The organism is Microvirga sp. VF16 (genome assembly GCF_016864375.1).
Classification (GTDB): Bacteria; Pseudomonadota; Alphaproteobacteria; order Rhizobiales; family Beijerinckiaceae; genus Microvirga.
Window position 1 is genome coordinate 238,233 of record NZ_CP069358.1, and the last position, 17,953, is coordinate 256,185.

Annotated in this window: 20 protein-coding genes; 5 read left to right on the forward strand and 15 right to left on the reverse strand. The window is 62.8% G+C overall.

Annotated elements, in window-relative coordinates; translation table 11 throughout:
* Positions 1-15: 15 nt before the first annotated feature.
* The 8 genes from JO965_RS43970 to JO965_RS44000 form a co-directional block, all read right to left on the reverse strand.
* Positions 16-1,338 (reverse strand): aspartate aminotransferase family protein, encoded by a 1,323-nt coding sequence (locus JO965_RS43970; protein WP_203447860.1) that lies wholly within the window; start codon positions 1,336-1,338, stop codon positions 16-18.
* Positions 1,339-1,341: 3 nt separating this feature from the next.
* Complete coding sequence (locus tag JO965_RS43975) at positions 1,342-2,400, reverse strand: phosphotransferase (protein WP_203447861.1); 1,059 nt, start codon at positions 2,398-2,400, stop codon at positions 1,342-1,344.
* Between the two features lie 518 nt (positions 2,401-2,918).
* Positions 2,919-4,610, reverse strand: coding sequence for a tannase/feruloyl esterase family alpha/beta hydrolase (locus JO965_RS43980; RefSeq protein ID WP_203447862.1), 1,692 nt, complete (start codon positions 4,608-4,610; stop codon positions 2,919-2,921).
* Positions 4,611-4,730: 120 nt separating this feature from the next.
* Positions 4,731-6,518, reverse strand: a complete 1,788-nt coding sequence (locus JO965_RS43985) for a D-(-)-3-hydroxybutyrate oligomer hydrolase (RefSeq protein WP_256451960.1) — start codon at positions 6,516-6,518, stop codon at positions 4,731-4,733.
* Positions 6,439-6,783 carry a D-(-)-3-hydroxybutyrate oligomer hydrolase gene (locus JO965_RS49130; protein ID WP_256451961.1) on the reverse strand — a complete coding sequence of 115 codons (345 nt, stop codon included), beginning with the start codon at positions 6,781-6,783 and terminating at the stop codon, positions 6,439-6,441. The genes JO965_RS43985 and JO965_RS49130 overlap by 80 nt, the downstream gene beginning before the upstream one ends.
* Before the next feature lie 39 nt (positions 6,784-6,822).
* Positions 6,823-7,791, reverse strand: coding sequence for a tripartite tricarboxylate transporter substrate binding protein (locus tag JO965_RS43990; protein ID WP_203447863.1), 969 nt, complete (start codon positions 7,789-7,791; stop codon positions 6,823-6,825).
* Positions 7,792-7,814: 23 nt separating this feature from the next.
* Positions 7,815-8,162, reverse strand: coding sequence for a hypothetical protein (locus JO965_RS43995; RefSeq protein ID WP_203447864.1), 348 nt, complete (start codon positions 8,160-8,162; stop codon positions 7,815-7,817).
* Between the two features lies 1 nt (position 8,163).
* A complete protein-coding gene (locus JO965_RS44000) occupies positions 8,164-9,510 on the reverse strand; it encodes an acyclic terpene utilization AtuA family protein (protein ID WP_203447865.1) in 1,347 nt (448 codons plus the stop codon).
* 87 nt (positions 9,511-9,597) lie between these two features.
* On the opposite strand from JO965_RS44000, the gene JO965_RS44005 reads away from it, so the two are divergent.
* The 3 genes from JO965_RS44005 (at position 9,598) to JO965_RS44015 (ending at position 12,244) form a co-directional block, all read left to right on the forward strand.
* On the forward strand, positions 9,598-10,491 hold the full coding sequence (locus JO965_RS44005) for a LysR family transcriptional regulator (RefSeq protein ID WP_203447866.1): 894 nt from the start codon (positions 9,598-9,600) through the stop codon (positions 10,489-10,491).
* Positions 10,492-10,730: 239 nt separating this feature from the next.
* Positions 10,731-11,933, forward strand: a complete 1,203-nt coding sequence (locus tag JO965_RS44010) for an adenylate/guanylate cyclase domain-containing protein (protein ID WP_203447867.1) — start codon at positions 10,731-10,733, stop codon at positions 11,931-11,933.
* Between the two features lie 86 nt (positions 11,934-12,019).
* Complete coding sequence (locus tag JO965_RS44015) at positions 12,020-12,244, forward strand: hypothetical protein (RefSeq protein WP_203447868.1); 225 nt, start codon at positions 12,020-12,022, stop codon at positions 12,242-12,244.
* Positions 12,245-12,511: 267 nt separating this feature from the next.
* Here the strand turns inward: JO965_RS44015 and JO965_RS44020 are convergent, their stop codons facing one another.
* The 4 genes from JO965_RS44020 to JO965_RS44035 all read right to left on the reverse strand — a co-directional run bounded on the left by JO965_RS44020 (position 12,512) and on the right by JO965_RS44035 (position 14,881).
* Complete coding sequence (locus JO965_RS44020; RefSeq protein WP_371827044.1) at positions 12,512-13,078, reverse strand: transposase; 567 nt, start codon at positions 13,076-13,078, stop codon at positions 12,512-12,514.
* Positions 12,964-13,545: a winged helix-turn-helix domain-containing protein gene (locus JO965_RS44025; protein ID WP_203447870.1), complete on the reverse strand. Its 582-nt coding sequence runs from the start codon at positions 13,543-13,545 to the stop codon at positions 12,964-12,966. The genes JO965_RS44020 and JO965_RS44025 overlap by 115 nt, the downstream gene beginning before the upstream one ends.
* A 250-nt stretch (positions 13,546-13,795) precedes the next feature.
* Positions 13,796-14,464 carry a hemolysin III family protein gene (locus JO965_RS44030; protein ID WP_203447871.1) on the reverse strand — a complete coding sequence of 223 codons (669 nt, stop codon included), beginning with the start codon at positions 14,462-14,464 and terminating at the stop codon, positions 13,796-13,798.
* Positions 14,465-14,653: 189 nt separating this feature from the next.
* Positions 14,654-14,881, reverse strand: a complete 228-nt coding sequence (locus tag JO965_RS44035; protein WP_203447872.1) for a hypothetical protein — start codon at positions 14,879-14,881, stop codon at positions 14,654-14,656.
* Between the two features lie 178 nt (positions 14,882-15,059).
* Here JO965_RS44035 and JO965_RS44040 point away from each other — a divergent pair, with 178 nt between their 5' ends.
* Together JO965_RS44040 and JO965_RS44045 are read left to right on the forward strand one after the other, a co-directional pair.
* Positions 15,060-15,599: a hypothetical protein gene (locus tag JO965_RS44040; protein WP_203447873.1), complete on the forward strand. Its 540-nt coding sequence runs from the start codon at positions 15,060-15,062 to the stop codon at positions 15,597-15,599.
* Between the two features lie 7 nt (positions 15,600-15,606).
* Complete coding sequence (locus JO965_RS44045; protein WP_203447874.1) at positions 15,607-15,765, forward strand: hypothetical protein; 159 nt, start codon at positions 15,607-15,609, stop codon at positions 15,763-15,765.
* 194 nt (positions 15,766-15,959) lie between these two features.
* On the opposite strand, the gene JO965_RS44050 is transcribed toward JO965_RS44045, so the two are convergent.
* From JO965_RS44050 to JO965_RS44060, 3 genes are read right to left on the reverse strand one after another with little or no spacing between them, the layout of a single operon-like run.
* The gene (locus JO965_RS44050; protein ID WP_203447875.1) at positions 15,960-16,661 is read right to left on the reverse strand and encodes an IS6 family transposase; all 702 of its coding nucleotides are present in this window, start codon (positions 16,659-16,661) and stop codon (positions 15,960-15,962) included.
* Positions 16,658-17,065 (reverse strand): cation-transporting P-type ATPase, encoded by a 408-nt coding sequence (locus tag JO965_RS44055; protein WP_246777324.1) that lies wholly within the window; start codon positions 17,063-17,065, stop codon positions 16,658-16,660. The genes JO965_RS44050 and JO965_RS44055 overlap by 4 nt, the downstream gene beginning before the upstream one ends.
* A gap of 27 nt (positions 17,066-17,092) precedes the next feature.
* Complete coding sequence (locus tag JO965_RS44060; RefSeq protein WP_203447876.1) at positions 17,093-17,926, reverse strand: universal stress protein; 834 nt, start codon at positions 17,924-17,926, stop codon at positions 17,093-17,095.
* Between the last annotated feature and the right edge of the window lie 27 nt (positions 17,927-17,953).

Here is a 17,953-nt window from a genome sequence, read left to right on the forward strand (position 1 = left end):
CAACATCCGATCCCATCAGAGTGCCATTTGCTCGAGTGTCTGCTCCATAGCGGTGAGGAAATGGTCGGCGTTCGCCTTCGAGAAGACCAGCGGCGGACGGATCTTCAGGCCGTTGGCGGCACGTCCCGTCGCGCTGATGAGCACCCGCCGCTCGCGCAGGCCGTTCACGAAGGCCGCCGTCTCCTGCGTGGCGGGCTCCTTTGTGGCACGGTCCCGCACCAGCTCCACACCGACGAACAGACCGGCCCCGCGCACGTCGCCGATGATCGGGTGGCGGTTCGCCAGGTCCTGAAGGCCCTGCCGGAGATAAGTGCCCACGCGGCGGGCATTCTCCACCAGTCCCTCCTGTTCGATGACCTCCAGCACGGCCATGCCGGCCGCCGAGGAGACGGGGTTGCCGCCGAAGGTGTTGAAATAGCGCACGCGCTTCCCGAACTCGGCGAGAATCTCAGATTTCGTCACCATGCCGGCCACGGGATGACCGTTGCCCATGGGCTTTCCGAGGGTCACGATATCGGGCACGATCCCATGGCGCTGGAACCCCCACATGGCGTCGCCTGTGCGGCCGAAGCCGGGCTGGACCTCGTCCGCGATGAAAATCCCGCCGGCTTTGCGGATCTCCTCGACCGCCGGCTTCAGGAAGCCTGCTGGATCCGAGAACACGCCGTCGCTCGAGAAGATCGTGTCGACGATAAGCGCGGCGGGCTTGATGCCATGAGCCCTCATGTCGTCGATCGCGGCGCGAACATGCTGCGCAAAGGCCGCGCCCACATCCTGCCCGTTCGACCGATAATGGTCCGGCGCAGGCACGGTGCGCACGTGATCCCCCAAGCGCATCCCGGCGCCGAGCGAGGGCGACATCTCGGCGATGACGCTCGTGACCCCGTGATAGGCGAAGTCGGTGATGATGACCCCGGTGCCGCCCGTGTGAGTTTTCGCCACCCGCAAGGCCAGATCGTTCGCCTCGCTGCCGGTGCAAGTGAACATCACCTGCGGGTTCTCGATGGGGAAATAGCCGAGAAGCTTCTCGGCATAGTCGAGAACCATGTCGTGGAGGTAGCGGGTATGGGTGTTGAGGATGGACGCCTGCCTGGACAGTGCGGCTACGACGTGCGGGTGGCAATGGCCGACAGACGCCACGTTGTTGTACACGTCGAGATAAGCCCGGCCATCGGGATCATAGAGCCACACGCCCTCCCCGCGCACCACATGGACCGGGTTGGCATAGAACAGCCGGTAGGCTGGCCCGAGCAGGCGCTGGCGACGGGCGATCATCTCCTGCTCGCGTACGGCCACATCGGCCGCCTTGGCAGGATCATAGGCGTTGATCATGGACATCGGTCACTCCGGGCGGCTGTTTCGACGAAGATAGGCGTGCGCTTCCGCGCGGTCCAAGGCGGCGAAGCGCTCCAACCCGGCCCAGGCTGACGGCGCGTTGCGCAGGATGTATTCGCGGTTCTCCGGCTGGATGGCGGCGCGCCAGCTGGTGATCAGCACCGTCAGTATCATGCGGGTCACCACGAGGTCGAACAGGATCTCGAACTCGGCGTCGTCGAGCGGAAGGACAGCATGGTATCCGGCAATGAACTCGGAGACCGTTTCAAGCGGATGCCCGGCATCCGCATTCCGATAGGCCGCGGCGACCGCGGGATCGTTCACCAGAGGGGCCAGCACCGCATCGCCGAAGTCGATCACGCCGGTCACATGGTCATGATCGCGTTCCGCCACGAGCACGTTATGCGGGTTCAGATCGTTGTGGATGACCTGCGTGCGCAGGTTCGGCATGGCGGGTAGCACGAATTGCTCGAATCTGTCGAGGAACCGCTCCACCAGAGCACGCCGTTGCGGATCCTCGACATGCACCAGCAGGGGACACAGACGGTGGGCATGCTTCATGTCCCACATTAGCTCGTGGTTGGAAGCCGGATGCTGGAATTCCCGCATGGCGAGATCGATCCGGGCGAGCACTCCGCCCATGTTCCGCCGCTGGCGCCGGCTGGGCGGCGTTTTATGCAGGGGCTCGCCCTGGAGAAACGTATAGAGGCGCACGACGCTCGGCAGTTGCCCCGGAAGCGTGAGGACGATTTCGGACCTGCCTTCAACAGATCTGACAATCCGCGGCACAGGCAGCAAGGGATCGGTCTGCTCGATATGCAGCAGGAGCTTGGTCTGGAAATCCGTCACCTGACGGTCTTCGACAGGATTGCTGATCCTCAGGAGGAAGTGATCGCCTTCCTCCGTCCTGATGTGGAAGTTGCTGTCCCGCTCGCCCGGCAGTCGGGTCGGCTCGCCGCGAATGCCGAAATGCTGAAGCGCAATTGCCTTCACTTCCTCGCCCGCAGCCACGGGCACAGCGGTTTCGAGCACGGCGTTGATGCTCGCTTGCGACGTCGTCGACATGATCAGGCTTACCTCGCCAGAACGGCCCGAGGTCATTCAGGCTCTGGGACATGCGGACGGCTCCGCATTGCGGAGGCCTCGAGCGGACAATAGCTGCCCACAGCAATTTGTCAGCCATTTTCCGCCGATCGATGAGCGTTCCTCCTCAGCTCTCGTGGCTGATGCATCGCAAGCCCGGCAGTCCCGCTACTATGTGGGCCGGCTGAGGCAGTTCCTGATCGGTCAGGCATGCCGACGCCGGTCGAGAGCCACTACTGTGGCCTGCGCAAGTGACGCTACGGAGGCTAGGGCAGCTCTGGGTCAGGCAGTGAAGTTCGTTTACTGACAGGAACGTCCGATGTTCCTATCCGAAGCGGATATTCCGCCTACTTCCGGCAAGTGCCAGGATGCGACCTTTCAGGTTCGCAGCCTAATCTTCGGGGCAGGCGCTTGCAGAACCTCCTTGTGTTAGACAAGACGGCCCGAAGAGTTCTCAGAATCCCTCCGGGCCAGTTCCATCAGTCCGCTGGCAACGAGGACTACCGCAAATATTCAGGAGCTGGGTTGGGGAGATTTCGGCGGGGCCCATCGGCTACACAGATGAAGCTGGCTGCATCATCCGGCTTTCCTTTGCCATCATACCGGGCCTTCTGCGGATAGGGGCAAAGAGGACGCGAAAAGGCTACGCCTTGCGCCTCCGCATTGTTCACGGACCTCGTGGCGACCACTTGATCAGGAGCAACACCTCGTTCCACCCAGTTCTCCAGGGCCTCCTGCACCTTCAGCACATTGGCGCCTGGCCCACCGCGGCAGTGCTCAAGACCCGGAGCCAGAAAGAGGCGGTAGAAGTCACCCGTCTGCCTCGCGACCTGGGTCGAGCCGGGTTGCTCTTCGAGACGCTGCGCCTGATGCTCCAGCACACGCCCGTGATAGCTGACGGAGTCGAGTGCGGGCACGACAGGATCGGCAAGTCCATGGTAGTGGATCAGCTTGCCGCCGCGCCGGCGAAATTGCTCCAGATCAGGATCCATCGCATTGATGACAGGAGCGAGCCTCGCATCAACCGCCTCCATGTCGCGGTCGAAATCGAAATCCCACCAGTTCCAGTTCGGATTGTCGAAGGCCCAATGCTGCCAGAAGTTCAGCCGTGACGGAACTGCCGCGTTCTTCGGGTCCGCCCAGTACAGGCTCCACCCCGGCAGCTTCGGGTTGGCCAGGCCGGAGTTCTCGCTGCCGACGGGCCACCCGAAGTAGATTTGTTTGCCCGTCCGCGGGTTTCTCGCTCCCGCATACATCTTCTTCAAGGCGTCGACCTGGGATGCCGTGAGGCAGTCGGAGCCGTCCCCACTTTTGCACTGGATCGCTGCCGGGTCGAAGTCGCACGAGAACGGATCGTTCAGGTATTCATCTGTCGCAAGTCCTCCTGCCTCTGCTCCATTCTGCTTTCGGCACGCAGCCAACGCAGACTTCGCGATGAGGGCCAGCTTGGAGGACGGGATGATCTGGCTTTCGTTGTTCTGGGGCGGGTGGTTCTGAATGAACTGCCAGAGGAAGCCCGCATTCAGGTGCGTGCGGTTATGGCCAGGAGCACCTGCGATGATGCCGTCGAAGTCGTCCGGGTAGCGCTGTGCCTCCATGAACGCCTGCTGCCCGCCCGTCGAGCATCCGGAGAAGTACGAGTATCGGGCAGGACGGCCATAGAAGACCGACGTAATGACCTTCGCTTTCGTCACCGACTCGTGGACGGCCCGATGCCCCCAGTCGATGATGGATTCCGGCTTCCCGATGGCGAAATCGGGATCGTCACCCGTGTGACCCGTGTCGGTCCCAACAGTGGCGTAGCCAGTCCTGAGCAAGGCTCCAAGGTCCGAATACGGGATGGCAGAACTGTATCCTCCGTTCCCGAACATCTGGAGCTTGCCGTTCCAGCCCGTCTGCGGGAGCCATACCTCAAAGCCGATCTTTGAACCTGGAACAGGGCTTGTTACACCACGTACCCGGTAGAAAGCGGGGAGATTGCTGATCGGGCTTGTCGTGCCAGGCGGTGTGTAAGCGCCAGCGGCAACAGGTTCAACAGCCTCGAGGGTCGTATTGGCAAGCGAGAGCACCTTCAAATCTTCGCAGGGTTCTGCCGCAGCGGAGGTCGCCAGGAACGAAATGCCAAGGAGCGACAGGGTTGCCGCCCCTCCCTTGCGATGGACTGAATGAGGCCTCGTAGTTTTGTGCCTCATCTGAACCTTCATCACTGCTCCGTCCTATCGGTTCATGTTTGTCGGAGACGGATCTCACCTCGTTGCCAACCCGGATCACGAAACTCTCAGTGCGAGCTGACCTGCTTTCGTGTTGTCGTGTTAGTCCGGGATGATGGCTCGCCCACGCTCCACGTGAATGCGATCGGCATCGGCCGGTTTGGCCGCGATCGAAGCGATGTTCTTCGGTTCCAAGGACGGAGCCTGTCCGGGCTGCCCGCCTCGGGGCGTGGGGCGCACCACCTGATGATCGGGCAGAGGGGATCCCTGCGTCAGGTGCGCGTACATCTGCTCCAATGCACGCAAGTGGTAGATCGTCAGCCGCACAAACCGAGTGTCATAGCCTGGCTCGGATGCTCCGAAATGCTGCGCGTTGGCCACCTCGACGTAGCGCAACCGGCTCCGATCACCCTCGACGAGGCTGTTGAGAGCAAGATAGGGACGGGACGTAAAGCCGACTGGAACGCGCGCGTCCGCACGACCATGCACTATGATGGTCGGCTTGCCATGAAGATCACCGGATGCGAGGAACTCGCGATTGCCCGCCTGAACCCGTTGGGCATTGGCTGACTGGCCGGTCGCGAGTTCCCGAAGGCAGAGCGCTCCATCCAGGTTGTAGTCCCGACGTCCGGTCGAGGCAGAGGCGGAAACGGCACTGCGCCGCGGGCCGGCAGGATCAAGATCGTTGATGATGTCGACCGGCCCGACAGGAGCACCTCCCGGTGCCGTTGCGAAGATGGTTGCCAGCACGTCCGCAGGGATCGGTATTGGCCGGCCGTCCTTGTCTGCGGCGGCATAGCTGAGGCCACAAATCCGGTCCTCGACACCAAAGCGACCATGGTCGCTTACGTACTTGGCGGCCGTAGCATCTGGCGCGATGTCGTAGTGGGAGGCGTGCAAGACGTCAGACTCGGGCTCCCAGCCATAGCCCCGCAGCTTTGCAAGGGCCTCATTGCCTTGAGCCTCCACCGTCACGCTCGAGAGCAGCCCCTTCTCCTTGAGTGACCGGCACCGGTTCTCTGCGAATGCGAGCTTCTCACGCCGGGGCGCATCGGGCGTCGCCACAGCGGCACAGGGCTGATACAGGATCGCCGTGGTGAAGTAGTCGAGGAGCGTCCGGCCCGTGCCCGGCCGTTTGGTGCCCCCGCGCTCGACCATCACCGCATTGTTAGGCTGCACCTGCACCTGAGGCTCGGCGGCCACGATGCCGTCGATCCAGCCCTCCTTGTCGTATTCACCACCGTACAGGGCTGCCCTACCGCCATTGGAACTGCCGGTGGCGATCACCAGTGTGTTGTCACGGGTCAGGTAAGGACCGTCCCCTGAGCCACGGGCATCCTGGTTGAGCTGGTAGAACGCGAACTGGATCGCCCGCACGACATCCCGGCCCCAACCAGTCTCGGGGTTCTGCTTTGAATGGGCGTGCTTGAAGGCGATGCGGTGGGGAAACGCCTTCAGGAGCTCCTGACGCTTAGTCTCGTCCAGAGCAGCCCTGAAATGTGCCTCCCGGCCAGCTTCCGCTGCGTCGGCTCGAGTACCATCGAGGCGATTGACCGTGTCGGTCTCCAGATCGTGCACGCCATTACCAGCTCCCTTGTCGGTGTACACGACAGCGCAATCCCGCCGCAGGCCCCAGTACCCGAAATCAACGATGTCGCGATACAGGCTTGAGGATCCGTTGACAGGGACGGCCAGAATGCACGGCCGCTCAGACCGGAAGGAGGCTGGCACCTGCACGAGCATCGCCACATTCTGACGACCGTCGTCATCATCCGCATAGGCGAGATACTCTGTGCCGGCAATCTTGCCGTCATCCGGGAACGCTGCTCCAGTGCGTGGATCGATGTTCGGCCCGTAGAGCCGCCCGAAGCCCTCCCCCCGACGAGCCACGAGAGAACAAGGCCGCGCGTCTCAACTCGGCCGCGGTCGGGTGAAGTTTGTCCGCATATCCCGGCGCCGGCGCCTTGTCGGTCATGCCAGCAATACCGAGGCCTGCCGTCGCGAGATCATCGGACTGTCCGTCGAGCGCAGTTCTCTGCACGGACCGGAGCCAGTCGGGCTTGCTGGCCTCGCTCGGTGTTTCGGCCAGCGCTCCGAATGAGGCTGCTCCAAGCCACGTAACAGTCGTGAGGAACCGAAAGGCACTGCGCTTCATCTCATCCTCCCGTTGGTACCATGTTGTTGGCAGGGATCGTTATTCCGGCTGGATGCCGGCCGCCTTGACGATGTCGGCCCATTTCTTGATCTCGGTGCCGACGAATGCCTTCAGTTCCTCTGGCGTGCTGGTCTCCGCCTCGATGCCAGCCGTGAGCAGCTTTTCCTGGGTCGTCTTGTCGTTGACGGCGGCCACCAGTGCCTCGCGCAGCTTGTCGACGACGGGCTTGGGCGTCTTGGCCGGCACGAAGGCAGCAAACCAGGCGGCAAGGTCGTAGCCCTTCACGCCAGCCTCTTCCATGGTCGGCAGTTCGGGAGCCAGCGTGCTGCGCTTGGCGGTCGAGACGGCAAGGCCCGTGGCCTTGCCGGCCTTCACCTGCGGCAGCGTCGTCGAGATGTCGGCGAAGATGATGTTGATCTGCCCGCCGAGGAGATCGGTGATGGCTTGCGGGTTGCTCCGGTAAGGCACACCCTGGATGTCGACACCGCCCAGGGACTTCAGCATCTCGCCGGCGATACGCGACGAACTGGAGCCGAAGCCGAACGTCAGCTCCCCAGGTTTTGCCTTGGCGTGGGCGATGAGTTCCTGCACGTTCTTAGCCGGCACAGACGGGTTCGTGATGAGCGCCAGCGTGATGGTGCCGAGTTTCGTCACCGGCTCAAAGCTGTTGATGGCATCGTACGGTACGTTCTTCATCAGGCTCTGGTTGGCCCCATGCGTCGTATTCGTGGTGATCAGCACGGTATGGCCGTCCGGCTCGGCCCGGGCCACGTTCTGGGCGGCTAGATTGCCGTTCGCACCGGCCATGTTCTCGACGATGATCGACTGCCCGAGCGTCTTGGAGGCATGCTCACCCACGATGCGAGCAAGCGCGTCCGTGGCGCTGCCGGCAGCAAATGGGACGATGAACTTGATGGTGCGGGTCGGATAGGGCTGTGCTGCGGCGGGCAAGGCAGCCAGCATGGTCCCGGCAAGGGTCAGGGCAGCAGTCCAAGTCTTCACTCTCATGGTCGTCTCCTCCAAAATCTCGGTTAAATGACGTCGCCTTGGGCTGGCGCTTCGTGGGTGTGGGGTTCGTCGGGAAGCTCAAGATCGAGCAGGGCGGAGCTCAGGCTCTTCCCATGGGTGTCGAGGATCAGCGAGCGGGTCACGCCGCCACCCAGCGCTTGGCGCAGGACGAAGTTTAGGGCTCCAAGGCTCGGGATCGCGTAGCGGATCACCTCGCCGGCTACGAGGTCACCGAAGTGGGCTTTGACGCGCTCGGGCGTGACGTGCCGGAGCAGCCGAGGGTAATCTCGGTCGTCATAGGCGATCACCGAGATGCTGGATGTGTTGCCCTTGTCGCCGGTGCGGGAGTGAGCGATCTGACGGAGCTTCATCTCAGCACTCCACGTAATGCACAGCGGGCTGGACCAGATCGCGCGGGATGTAGGTGGAGAGGATGCCCACCACCTCGCGGGCAGACTTCGTCACGCCGCCCCCGCCGGCGGGTCCGTTGGTGTAGAGGGTCTCGACCTCATTGCCGATCCGCACGGCCTCCTCCAGGCTCTCAGTGCGCCCCACGACCCGCACGCGAACCTCATACGGCTCAGGGCGGTTGCCGTTGGCTGAGAGCCTGTCGCCGTGCAGTGAGTTGACGCCGATGAGATCGAAGCGCAGCTCGGAAGCGCGGACACCGGTGAGCGCAAGGCGCTCCTTGACGATGTCGAGGGCCAGTACTCCGCGGGCGCGGGCCCCTGGGCCCGCATAGGAGATCTGGCCCTCGCCGACGAAGCCTTCGATTGTCCCGATGGACACCTTCAGAGTCTCTGGCCTGGGGCTGCCGGCAGCGCCTTGGATGCGGACCCGGTCAGGCCCGATCTCCCCGACGATGACGTGCGAGAAGTCGGCAATCACGTCCGGGGTGAGGTACCGGGCCGGGTCATGAATCTCGTAGAGGATCTGCTCCTTGCAGGTGGCGGGCATAACCCGTCCACCCGAGCCCGCCACCTTGGTGATGACGACCGATCCGTCCTCGCTGACCTCGCCGATGGGAAAACCCAGGCGGGCGAGATCGGGAACATCCTTGTAGCCGGGATCTGCGAAGTACCCGCCCGTCACCTGCCCGGCACATTCGAGCAGATGCCCGATCAACGTGGCCTGCCCAAGCCGCTGCCAATCCTCCATCCCCCAGCCAAACTCGTGAACGAGGGGACCGACGAAGAGAGATGGGTCTGAGGCCCGGCCTGTAATGACGATGTCGGCGCCCTGCGCGAGCGCCTCCGCAATGGATTGTGCGCCGATATAGGCATTAGCCGACACGATGCGGTTGGCGAGTTCGCTGAGCGTGCCCCCGGTTTCCTCGATCCGGTAATCACCACCCGCCAGCGACGGTAGAACGTCATCGCCCGTGACGGCCGCGATCTTCAGTCCCGTCAGCCCAAGCTCCTGGACAACCGCACGGGTTCGCTCGGCGGCCGCAACGGGGTTGGCGGCCCCCATATTAGTCACGATCCGAATGCCTTTGCTGTGACAGAGAGGGAGAACAGCCCGCAACCGATCCGGCAGGAGCGGATCGTAGCCGGCGGCGGGGTCCTTGAGCTTGGCCTGCTGGGCCAGAGCGATGGTGCGCTCGGCAAGGCACTCGAACACTAGATATTGAAGCTCACCCTTCTCGGCGAGCTCAATGGCCGGCTCGATCCTGTCGCCGCCATAGCCTGCACCTGCGCCGATCCTGATCTGTCTCATAGGGTTCTCCGGATCTCCAGCGCATTAGAGATCGAGCCCGGTGATCACACAATTGAAATGATCGGATCACAGTAATAGGCTACGTTTATGAATCCTGATCTCCGCCAGATCCGTGCCTTCATCACCGTGGCCCAGCTTGGCAGCTTCACGCGGGCTGCCGGCCTCCTGAACCTGTCACAGCCGGCGCTCACGGTGCAGATCCGCAATCTGGAGGACGCTTTGGGTGTGCGCCTGTTCGACCGCAATACCCGCACCATCTCCCTCACGAGGATGGGCCGGGAGCTCATCCCGGCTTTGCAGCGCATCGTGCGGGACCTTGATGCTGTTGTCGCCGAGGCCCGGGATGTGGCCGCGCAGCGGCACGGCATCGTTCGGCTTGCCGCCTTGCCATCGTTTGCCGCGGGTGTCCTGCCGGAGATCATCGCGCGGTTCCGGGACGAGCACCCGAAGGTCTCGTTCGTGATCCACGATGTGATCGCGAGCGGTGTCATTGCCCAAGTACAGGAAGAACAGGTCGATCTTGGGCTCACAGGCGGCCGCGTCGTCGATCCCGAGTTCGAGGTGCTGCACACGACGCAGGATCACATGCACGTCGTCTACCCAATCGGTCATCCATTCGCAGACCTGAAGCAGGTTGATGCAGAGACGCTCGTGGAGCACCCGCTCATTCTGATGCACCCGGCCACGAGTGTGCGTGCCGTGGTGGATGCAGCGTTTCTTGCGGCGGGTCGGCTGCCCATCGTTGCTGCCGAGGCCACCTACATGTCGACCGCGGTGGGAATGGTGCGGGCAGGACTGGGGGCCGCCATCCTGCCCGGATCCGCCATGGAGGTTCGCGCTGAAAGGACCCTTCGCTCACGCTCCGTGGATGATCCAAGGTTCACCCGTGAGGTTTCGCTCATTAAGAAGGCGGGGCGAACACTCCCACCCGCGAGCGAGAGCTTTGCCCGTAACTTGATGCAAGCCCTACAAGCCGCCTGAGTTGATCACCCCGGCGCCCATCGCAAGTCCGGTGTGGGTCAGAAGGCGATGATCTGTGCCTCTTAAGAACGTCCGGTGTTCTCCGCTTGAGCCGACATTTGGTCGATTTGCGAGAAGTGCCAGGAGGGCCCTTGCGCAGGGTTGTGTCGTCATGGGTCTGGCCAGATAATCGTCAGGCGCACTCCAAACGAGTGTAACTGCATCCTTCCGGCATCGGCAACGCACAGGTGTGATACGCCATGCCCCATCAGCGGATCCTGGACTTCGATATTCTCGAAGTCGCCACCTGGCTGGTCGGCACGGCACGCGTGGCCCTGCCCCCGGTCGAGATCGTCGCCCAAGTCTGTGATCGGCTCGTGACCGCTGGGATCCCGCTCTGGCGGGTGCGGGTCGGGCAGCGGCTGATCAATCCCTTGCTCAGCGCCTGGGGCGTGATCTGGGTGCGCGGAACGGGAGGCACGGACTACACTGTCCCTCGCAGTGTCCTGGCCACGAGTTCCTACACCGGTAGCCCCTTCGAGCACGTCGTCAAGACGCGGACCCGCTTCTACCGCTCCCTGCGCAACCTCGACCCAGTCCATGACCATCCGGTGCTGTTCGAGCTCGCTGCGGATGGCAGCACCGATTATCTGGCCCTCCCGATCGTCTATGGGGATGGCTCGGTGCAAGGATCCTCGTTCACAACCGATGCTCCCGACCGCTTCACTCCGGAGGCCATCGCGCTGATCGAAAAGCTTAGTCCCTTTTTAGCGGCCGCGCTGGAGCCGGCCGCGATGCGCCGGTCTGCCGAGAGCCTGCTGCGGACCTACCTTGGCGACGGCCCTGCCGAGCGCATTGCCGCTGGCGCCATCCGCCGCGGTGATCAGGTGGCCATCGAAGCCGCCGTGCTGCTGACTGACCTGCGTGGATACACCATTCTGTCGGAACACTTGCCTCCCAATGAACTCCTGGAGCGCCTTGGCCAATACCAGGAGGTAGTCGTCACGGCGGTGCGGGCCGAGGGCGGGGACGTGCTGAAGTTCATCGGCGTCGGCGTGCTGGCCATCTTTCCGGTTGAGGATGGCGAACGGGAGAAGGCGAGCGGTCGCGCGCGTCGTGCCCTGGAGGCCGCCTTGTTCGAAGCCGAGCAGATCGGAGGGCTGCGTTTTGTCGGCTGCCTGCACGTCGGCTCCGTAATCTACGGCAATATTGGCAGCCCGGATCGGCTCGACTTCACGGTGGTAGGGCCCACGGTCAACTTTGTCTGCCGGCTAGAGGCGGTTGCCAAGAGCACAAACTCGGCCGCGGTGTGGTCTCGGGAGGTGGCGGCCTGCTTTCCAGCGGACACCACAAGGCAGCTCGGAACCTTCACGCTACAGGGGATTCCGGACGAGCAGGCGGTCTTCGAACTGATCGCACCGGACCGAGGGCTTCGGGAGAACCAAGGGCTGGCCCCGAGATAAAGCCCAGAACGGGGCCGGAACTTAACCTGGTTGATGGCGGAGCGTCCAACAGCGGCGCACAACAGCGCTGGCCCGAGGAACAGACCATGCCGCGCTACATCTTTAATGCATCCAGTGGCATCTGCTTTGTGCAGGAGTTCGAGATCCACCATCTCCCGGATCTGGAGACCGCCTGTCACAAGGCTCACCGGGTCGCCAGACACTTTCGCGCTTACCTGCCCCGCAACATTCGACAGGAGAACCTGACGGTCGAGATTGTGGAGGAGATGGGCCAAGAGTTTTCGATATTGCGTTTGGAAGCGCCCTTCTAAACGCACAGGCAGCATATCCAACCAAGCTTCAAACAATGAGTTGCCTGGTTCCTACGGCATCAGCCGGAAAGTTAGCACCGGGTCAACCACGGTCCTTAAACGCGGCCGTGTAAAGGTCTGCTTTGATCGTGATAGCGGCCTCTTCGCGCGGAGCCATTGTTCCACCAGACCTTACTCATTCAGGACGTTCCATTGCTAAAGCATCTCTGTTCCAGAAGAGTGGCTGTTGATCGTTGGAACAACCAAATTTGGATAGTCTAATGATCTTCACGGAAGGCCTGCAACAGACAGACCTGCGTGCCGAAAGAAGCTGACGATCATTTCGGGTTGATTTTGCAAGCGACCGAATTCGCGGCGGGCCAAGCGGTGTAGATCGGTGACTGATCCAGGGAGCGCGTTCGCCATCGCGCGCTTGACGAGGGCATTGCATTGCTCCTCCGGGTTGAGCTCTGGTGCATAGGCCGGCAGATGGGCCACCGCGTAGTCCTGCGGGTGTGCCGCAATGAAAATGGTGGTTGCTCGGGAGCGATGGGCATTCAGCCGATCCCAGACCACCAGCAGCGGCGTGCCGACCTTGCGGCGGAAGAAGCGCAGCGCCTGGATGACACAGTAGCTTGAGATGCTCATGCGGAAATGGCGCGCATACAGCCTCCCATCCGGCGTGATCGCCACGATGCTCGACACCTCGCGTCGCTTGCTCACCCGCCGCAGCACCGGGGTCAGCCCGCGTCGCGCCCAGGTCGTGGCCGGCCGCGCCCGGAAGCTGTGGCCTGTCTCATCCACGAGCAGGAGGGTCCGGCGCTCCCGCCGCGCCTTTTTTTGAGCGCCACCCACTCGCGCTTGGGCCAGACCGCAATCACGAGTTCGTCGCGTTCCTTGGCCCGTGTGGCCGGGCGCTGCACGCTGAAGCCGTGCGCCTTGAGCGGCCGCTCCAGGTAGCGCGGATGATAGTGAACCCCGAACTCGCGCTCGACCAGGGCCGCGATGCGCGCGAGCGTCCACCGTTCGGTGGCAAAGCCCGCCGCGATGGCACCCCGGTCCAGCAGCCGCCCCAAGCGGGTCCAGGCCTTCTCATCGAGGCGAGGGAGTTGTCCTGGAATGGGGCGCGCTTGCAGGCCGCGCGGGCCATCCTGGGCCAGGGTGGCGGCCCAGCGGCAGACACTGGCGCGGCTGACCCCCACGTGCCGGGCGATCCCGGCCTGAGAAAGCTGCCCTTGCCGCAACAGCCTCGCGGCCTCCAGGCGACGCTCCTCCATTTGCTCCGGCGTCAGATGCGCCGGACGCCAAACGTTGTCCTCCATCGCGCACCTCCTCACGAGGATCGACACCACCCTATGTTACTCCATCTTCGTGAAGATCATTAAGACTACAGTGGAACGGAGACGGATGACCCTTCCGGAGTTCTGTGACACGCGATCAGTAGCCTCAACCTCACGGTCGCAGCCCTTTTCATTGCTCTGCACTCCCTATGGATCGATGGCATCGGCAAGCCTCGTCGCATTGGTTCAACTTGAGTGTACCCATATTGAACCAGAGGCTGAGGCTACGTCGTCATGCGCTTTGTATAAGGGCGAAGGAGGAGAGCACCGCGCCGTAGTGGCAGGCCGTCGCGACCAGCACGAAAGCGTGCCAGATCGCATTCTGAAACCGCAGGCTGTCCCATATGTGAAAGATCACGCCAACGGTATATAGAACGGCACCGGCGACGAGCAGCCCGAGGGTTGCAGTCGGCAGCGCGAGGATATGGTCCCATAGGACAACCCCGCTCCAGCCGATCAGGAGGTAGAGGCCAATCGACAGCCGATCGAAGCGGCCAGGTAGTGCGACTTTGAGGAGAATCCCGATTAGGGACGCCACCCAGACAACAATCATAAGGATCTGCGGCGTGAGTGCGCTGCCCATGCGTGTCAGGAACGGCGTGTAGGTGCCCGCAATCAGGACATAGATTGCCGCGTGATCGAAGCGGCGTAGCCACCACTTCACCGGCGAGATCGGCCACATGTTATAGGCGGCCGAGATCACTAGCACCGTCATCATCCCGACACTGTAGATCAGGGCTGGGATTAGCTCCGAAGGAGAGGGATCCGGCAGGATTGAGATCACGAGCACCGCAACGGCAATAAGCCCTAGAACGATGCCAAGGCCGTGGACGATACCATCGGCCCAGAGTTCAGCACGATCATACGCGAAGCGTCCGGCGGTCGGTCTATGCAAGCCCATTCCCCTGCAGCAATTTATTACCGCTAATACCAGTCGATTGAGGAAAGACATGGGCCGGACATGGATGTGTGGCATCTGGTGGCCGGAGGCCGGACCCGGGGCCTAGGGGATAGTCCGGCGCGCGACCCGGTGCCTGCGCCCCACGGCGCTAGAAATTCGCGCTCGGCTGGAACTTTCGACCCGAGCGTCTCAGACGTCGTTCGCCGCCTGAAAGCCTCGGTAGACCTTCACGTCCGGATCCGGCAGCCGATCGAGCCGAGCCGCATAGGCCTCATCGTCCTCATCGGCCTCTTGAGGATACTTTCCGATCTTGAGCAGGAACCTCAGCGCCACCTCGTTGGAGCACCCATACTGACGCGCGAACCCCCGCACGAGAGACATTGTCTGCTCGTCGATGCGCTGGAAGGTCTCGATCATTGTCCCGACGCCTCTGCGGTGGCGAATACTGCGAGCAAGTATGCGGGCTCCAGAGGAGAGTGGGAAGGCCACCTCCACCTTTGGGGTGTGCGAATTGGAGGCCTATTAGCCTATATTTTTTCGCACGCCCACGCTGACTACTCTCATTAAAGCCGAGTTCAGAGCGAGTGTCAGCGAAATGCCAAAGTACAATTCCGATCTCCGTGGTGATGAGGGCGTCGACTTTGATCCACCTACACCCGAAGAAGTTGCCTTTGACGACGTCGTCGAAAACGTCATCTACCTGTTTCAACAGGTAAGCCGCAGCCAAGAGACTGCGTCAGCACTTTCCGAGGCGATGTACTCGCTCGACCTCCAGATGTCGCGGCGAGGAATGTATAGGCCTTCGAGAGCACAACGCGATCGACTTCTTGTTGCCGCCGTCGAGGCATATGCCGCCGCCATGCGTCGACTGCCTGACGAGTGCCCCAGAGTCAGTATCGTCACAGGGGTGTCGGTTCTGCTCGGCTTGATTTGTTACCGGGCCGCAGATGACGCTAATCGAGCAGCCCGATCACCGGATTTCTTGCCGAACATGAAGGCGTTCGCCCGTATGTTCCGCAATGAGCTCCATAACCTCTGCCTCGCGGAAGAGATGTCGACACGCGCGCGAGGGCAAGTCCATCCACGCTGGGTATCACAAGACGCCCGGACGCATGTCAGTAACTCGAAGCATTGAGGGTGTGATGGCCGACCCAACCAAGTATCAGCGTGATTACAGCTTCTCTGGCTATCAGGCCACCAATCCGGACAAGCCGCTTCCCGCACCGAGTGTCGACAACGAGTTCGAAAATCTCGGGCGGTCGGTCAACGGCGCGATCGATGGTTTTGTTGCATTAACCTGAAAAGGGCGAAGCGAATCCTGCCGAATGGGGCACTCAGGCCGCAAGACCGAAGAGTTGGTTGACGAGACGGATTTCGCCTGTCGTGCCAGGCTGTGTCAGGACGCAGTGGCCGCGGCGGATCACGCGGGCAAACGGTTCGGCCGGGCTTGTCACGTTAACCTGAGAAGGTCGCAAGACGCCTTGCCTCAGTGATCTCAGGTCAGAACTCCAGCCGCGGCTTTCCATGCGGCCATGGCCTGGAGGCGGTGAAGGTGGGTGGCGAGGGCGGACTGGTGCGAGCGGGGCGGAACGAACAGGTTTCTGACGGCTGAAAAGACGGATGTGAACCGCTGCAATCCGCCCGCGGACCGAAAGCCCTGCATCACCCACTCCCGCTTTCGCAGAGGTACATGGGAACTCTCAGCCCTGTTGTTCAGGCCCCTATGGGACCGATGCTCAACCCTTGGCATGACCTGCCGCTTGGCGGCCCCGTAGGAGGCCAATTTGTCGGTGATGATGCGCTTGGGTGCCACGCCTTGCTTCTTCATCAGCCGGGTCAGCAGGCGCTTCGCCGCCTTGGTGTTGCGGCGGCCTTGGACGATTTCGTCAAGCACGTACCCGTCCTGATCGACAGCCCGCCAGAGCCAGTGTTTCTTGCCAGCGATGCTGATGACGACCTCGTCCAGATGCCAAATGTCGTTTGGGCGTGGCGGCTTGCGACGAAGGCGCCGGACATACTCTGGTCCGAACTTCTTCCCCCACCGGCGGACGGTCTCATAGGAGATGAGGATGCCGCGCTCGAGCAACATCTCCTCGACGAGCCGGAGGCTCAGAGGAAATCGGAAGTATAACCAAACCGCATGGGCGATGATCTGAGGCGGGAACCGATGGCGCTTATAGCTGATGGGCTTGGTCATGCACGAGCACTTAAGCCACAAGCCACTGCCCAAAAGTTACCGTGACATCCCCGTTCGGCCAGCTCGCGCAGGGCCGCCAGCGCGCGCTCGCTCCTGACCTCCTGCAACACCACGAGACCGATCGTCACGACGGCGCCGGCCGTCATGAACAGGCCTTCTCCGATGTCGCCGAGCACTAGGTAAAGCCCGGCCGCGGCCAGCAGGAGCAGGAACATCGGCTCGCGCAGGATCCCGCGGACGATGTCGATCAGGCCGCGGGAGTGCTTCGCCGCAATGGCATTGGGACCATGCCGCGCGAGGCGGCGCTGCGCCTCGGCCTCGTCGAGACCCAGCGGGTGCGCGGGCATGCCGTCCGCGACGCCCGTCCCATGGGCTTTCGATGCCGCTCCCGCCTGCACGGGCATGTCAGCTCCCCGGCGACATGGCCCGCCTCAATGGGCCACCAGGATCGGGATTTCCGAGGCGGTGAGCATGTCGCGCGTTGCGCCGCCGAACACCTGCTCCCGCAGGCGGGTGTGGCCGTAGGCCCCCATGATGACGAGGTCTGCGGAAATGCGGCGCGCCTCATCGAGGATGACCTCGGCAATGGAGCGGTCCTCGCTCTCGGCGGTGACGACCTCCGCAACGACATTGTGGTGCGCGAGATGAGCCGTCAGCTCCGTGCAGGGCTTGCTGTCCGCCGGAGGATCGACGACCAGGACCACCGTGCGTGAGGCCTGCTCGATGAACTCCATGCCTTCACGCAGGGCGCGGGCCGACTCGCGGGTGCCGCTCCAGGCAACCAGCACGGTCTCGATCGGGCCCTGCCGGTGGCGGCCGGGCGGCACGAGCAGCAAGGCGCGCCCGCTGCCGAAGAGCACTGCCTCGACCAGGTCCGGCCAGACCGCTGCCTTGGCCGCGCCGTAGGGCCGCGTGGCGACGAACAGATCGGCGCAGCGCGCCTGTTGCACCACCTTTCCGGTCAATACGCCGAACGGCTCGTCGTACCGGCGCAGCTCGCTCGGCACCTGAAGGCCGGCCCATCGCTGCTTCAGCCACTTGGCCTTGGCATCACCGTCCCGCATGGCCTGGTCCTGAAGCTCGGTCAGGACCTGGATCGCGGCCGCGCCGCCATCCATGGGCATGGCGACCGTGAGATCGGGAAGCTGGTTGGTGAAGAGCCCGATCAGTTGGACCCGATTCGCCGATGCCAGCGCCTGCGCGTGCTCAAGCCGGATCTCGTCCTCGGGACTGCCGTCGAGATGCACCATGATGTCCTTGATCATCGCCCTCTCCTTCCGCGTGCCCCGACA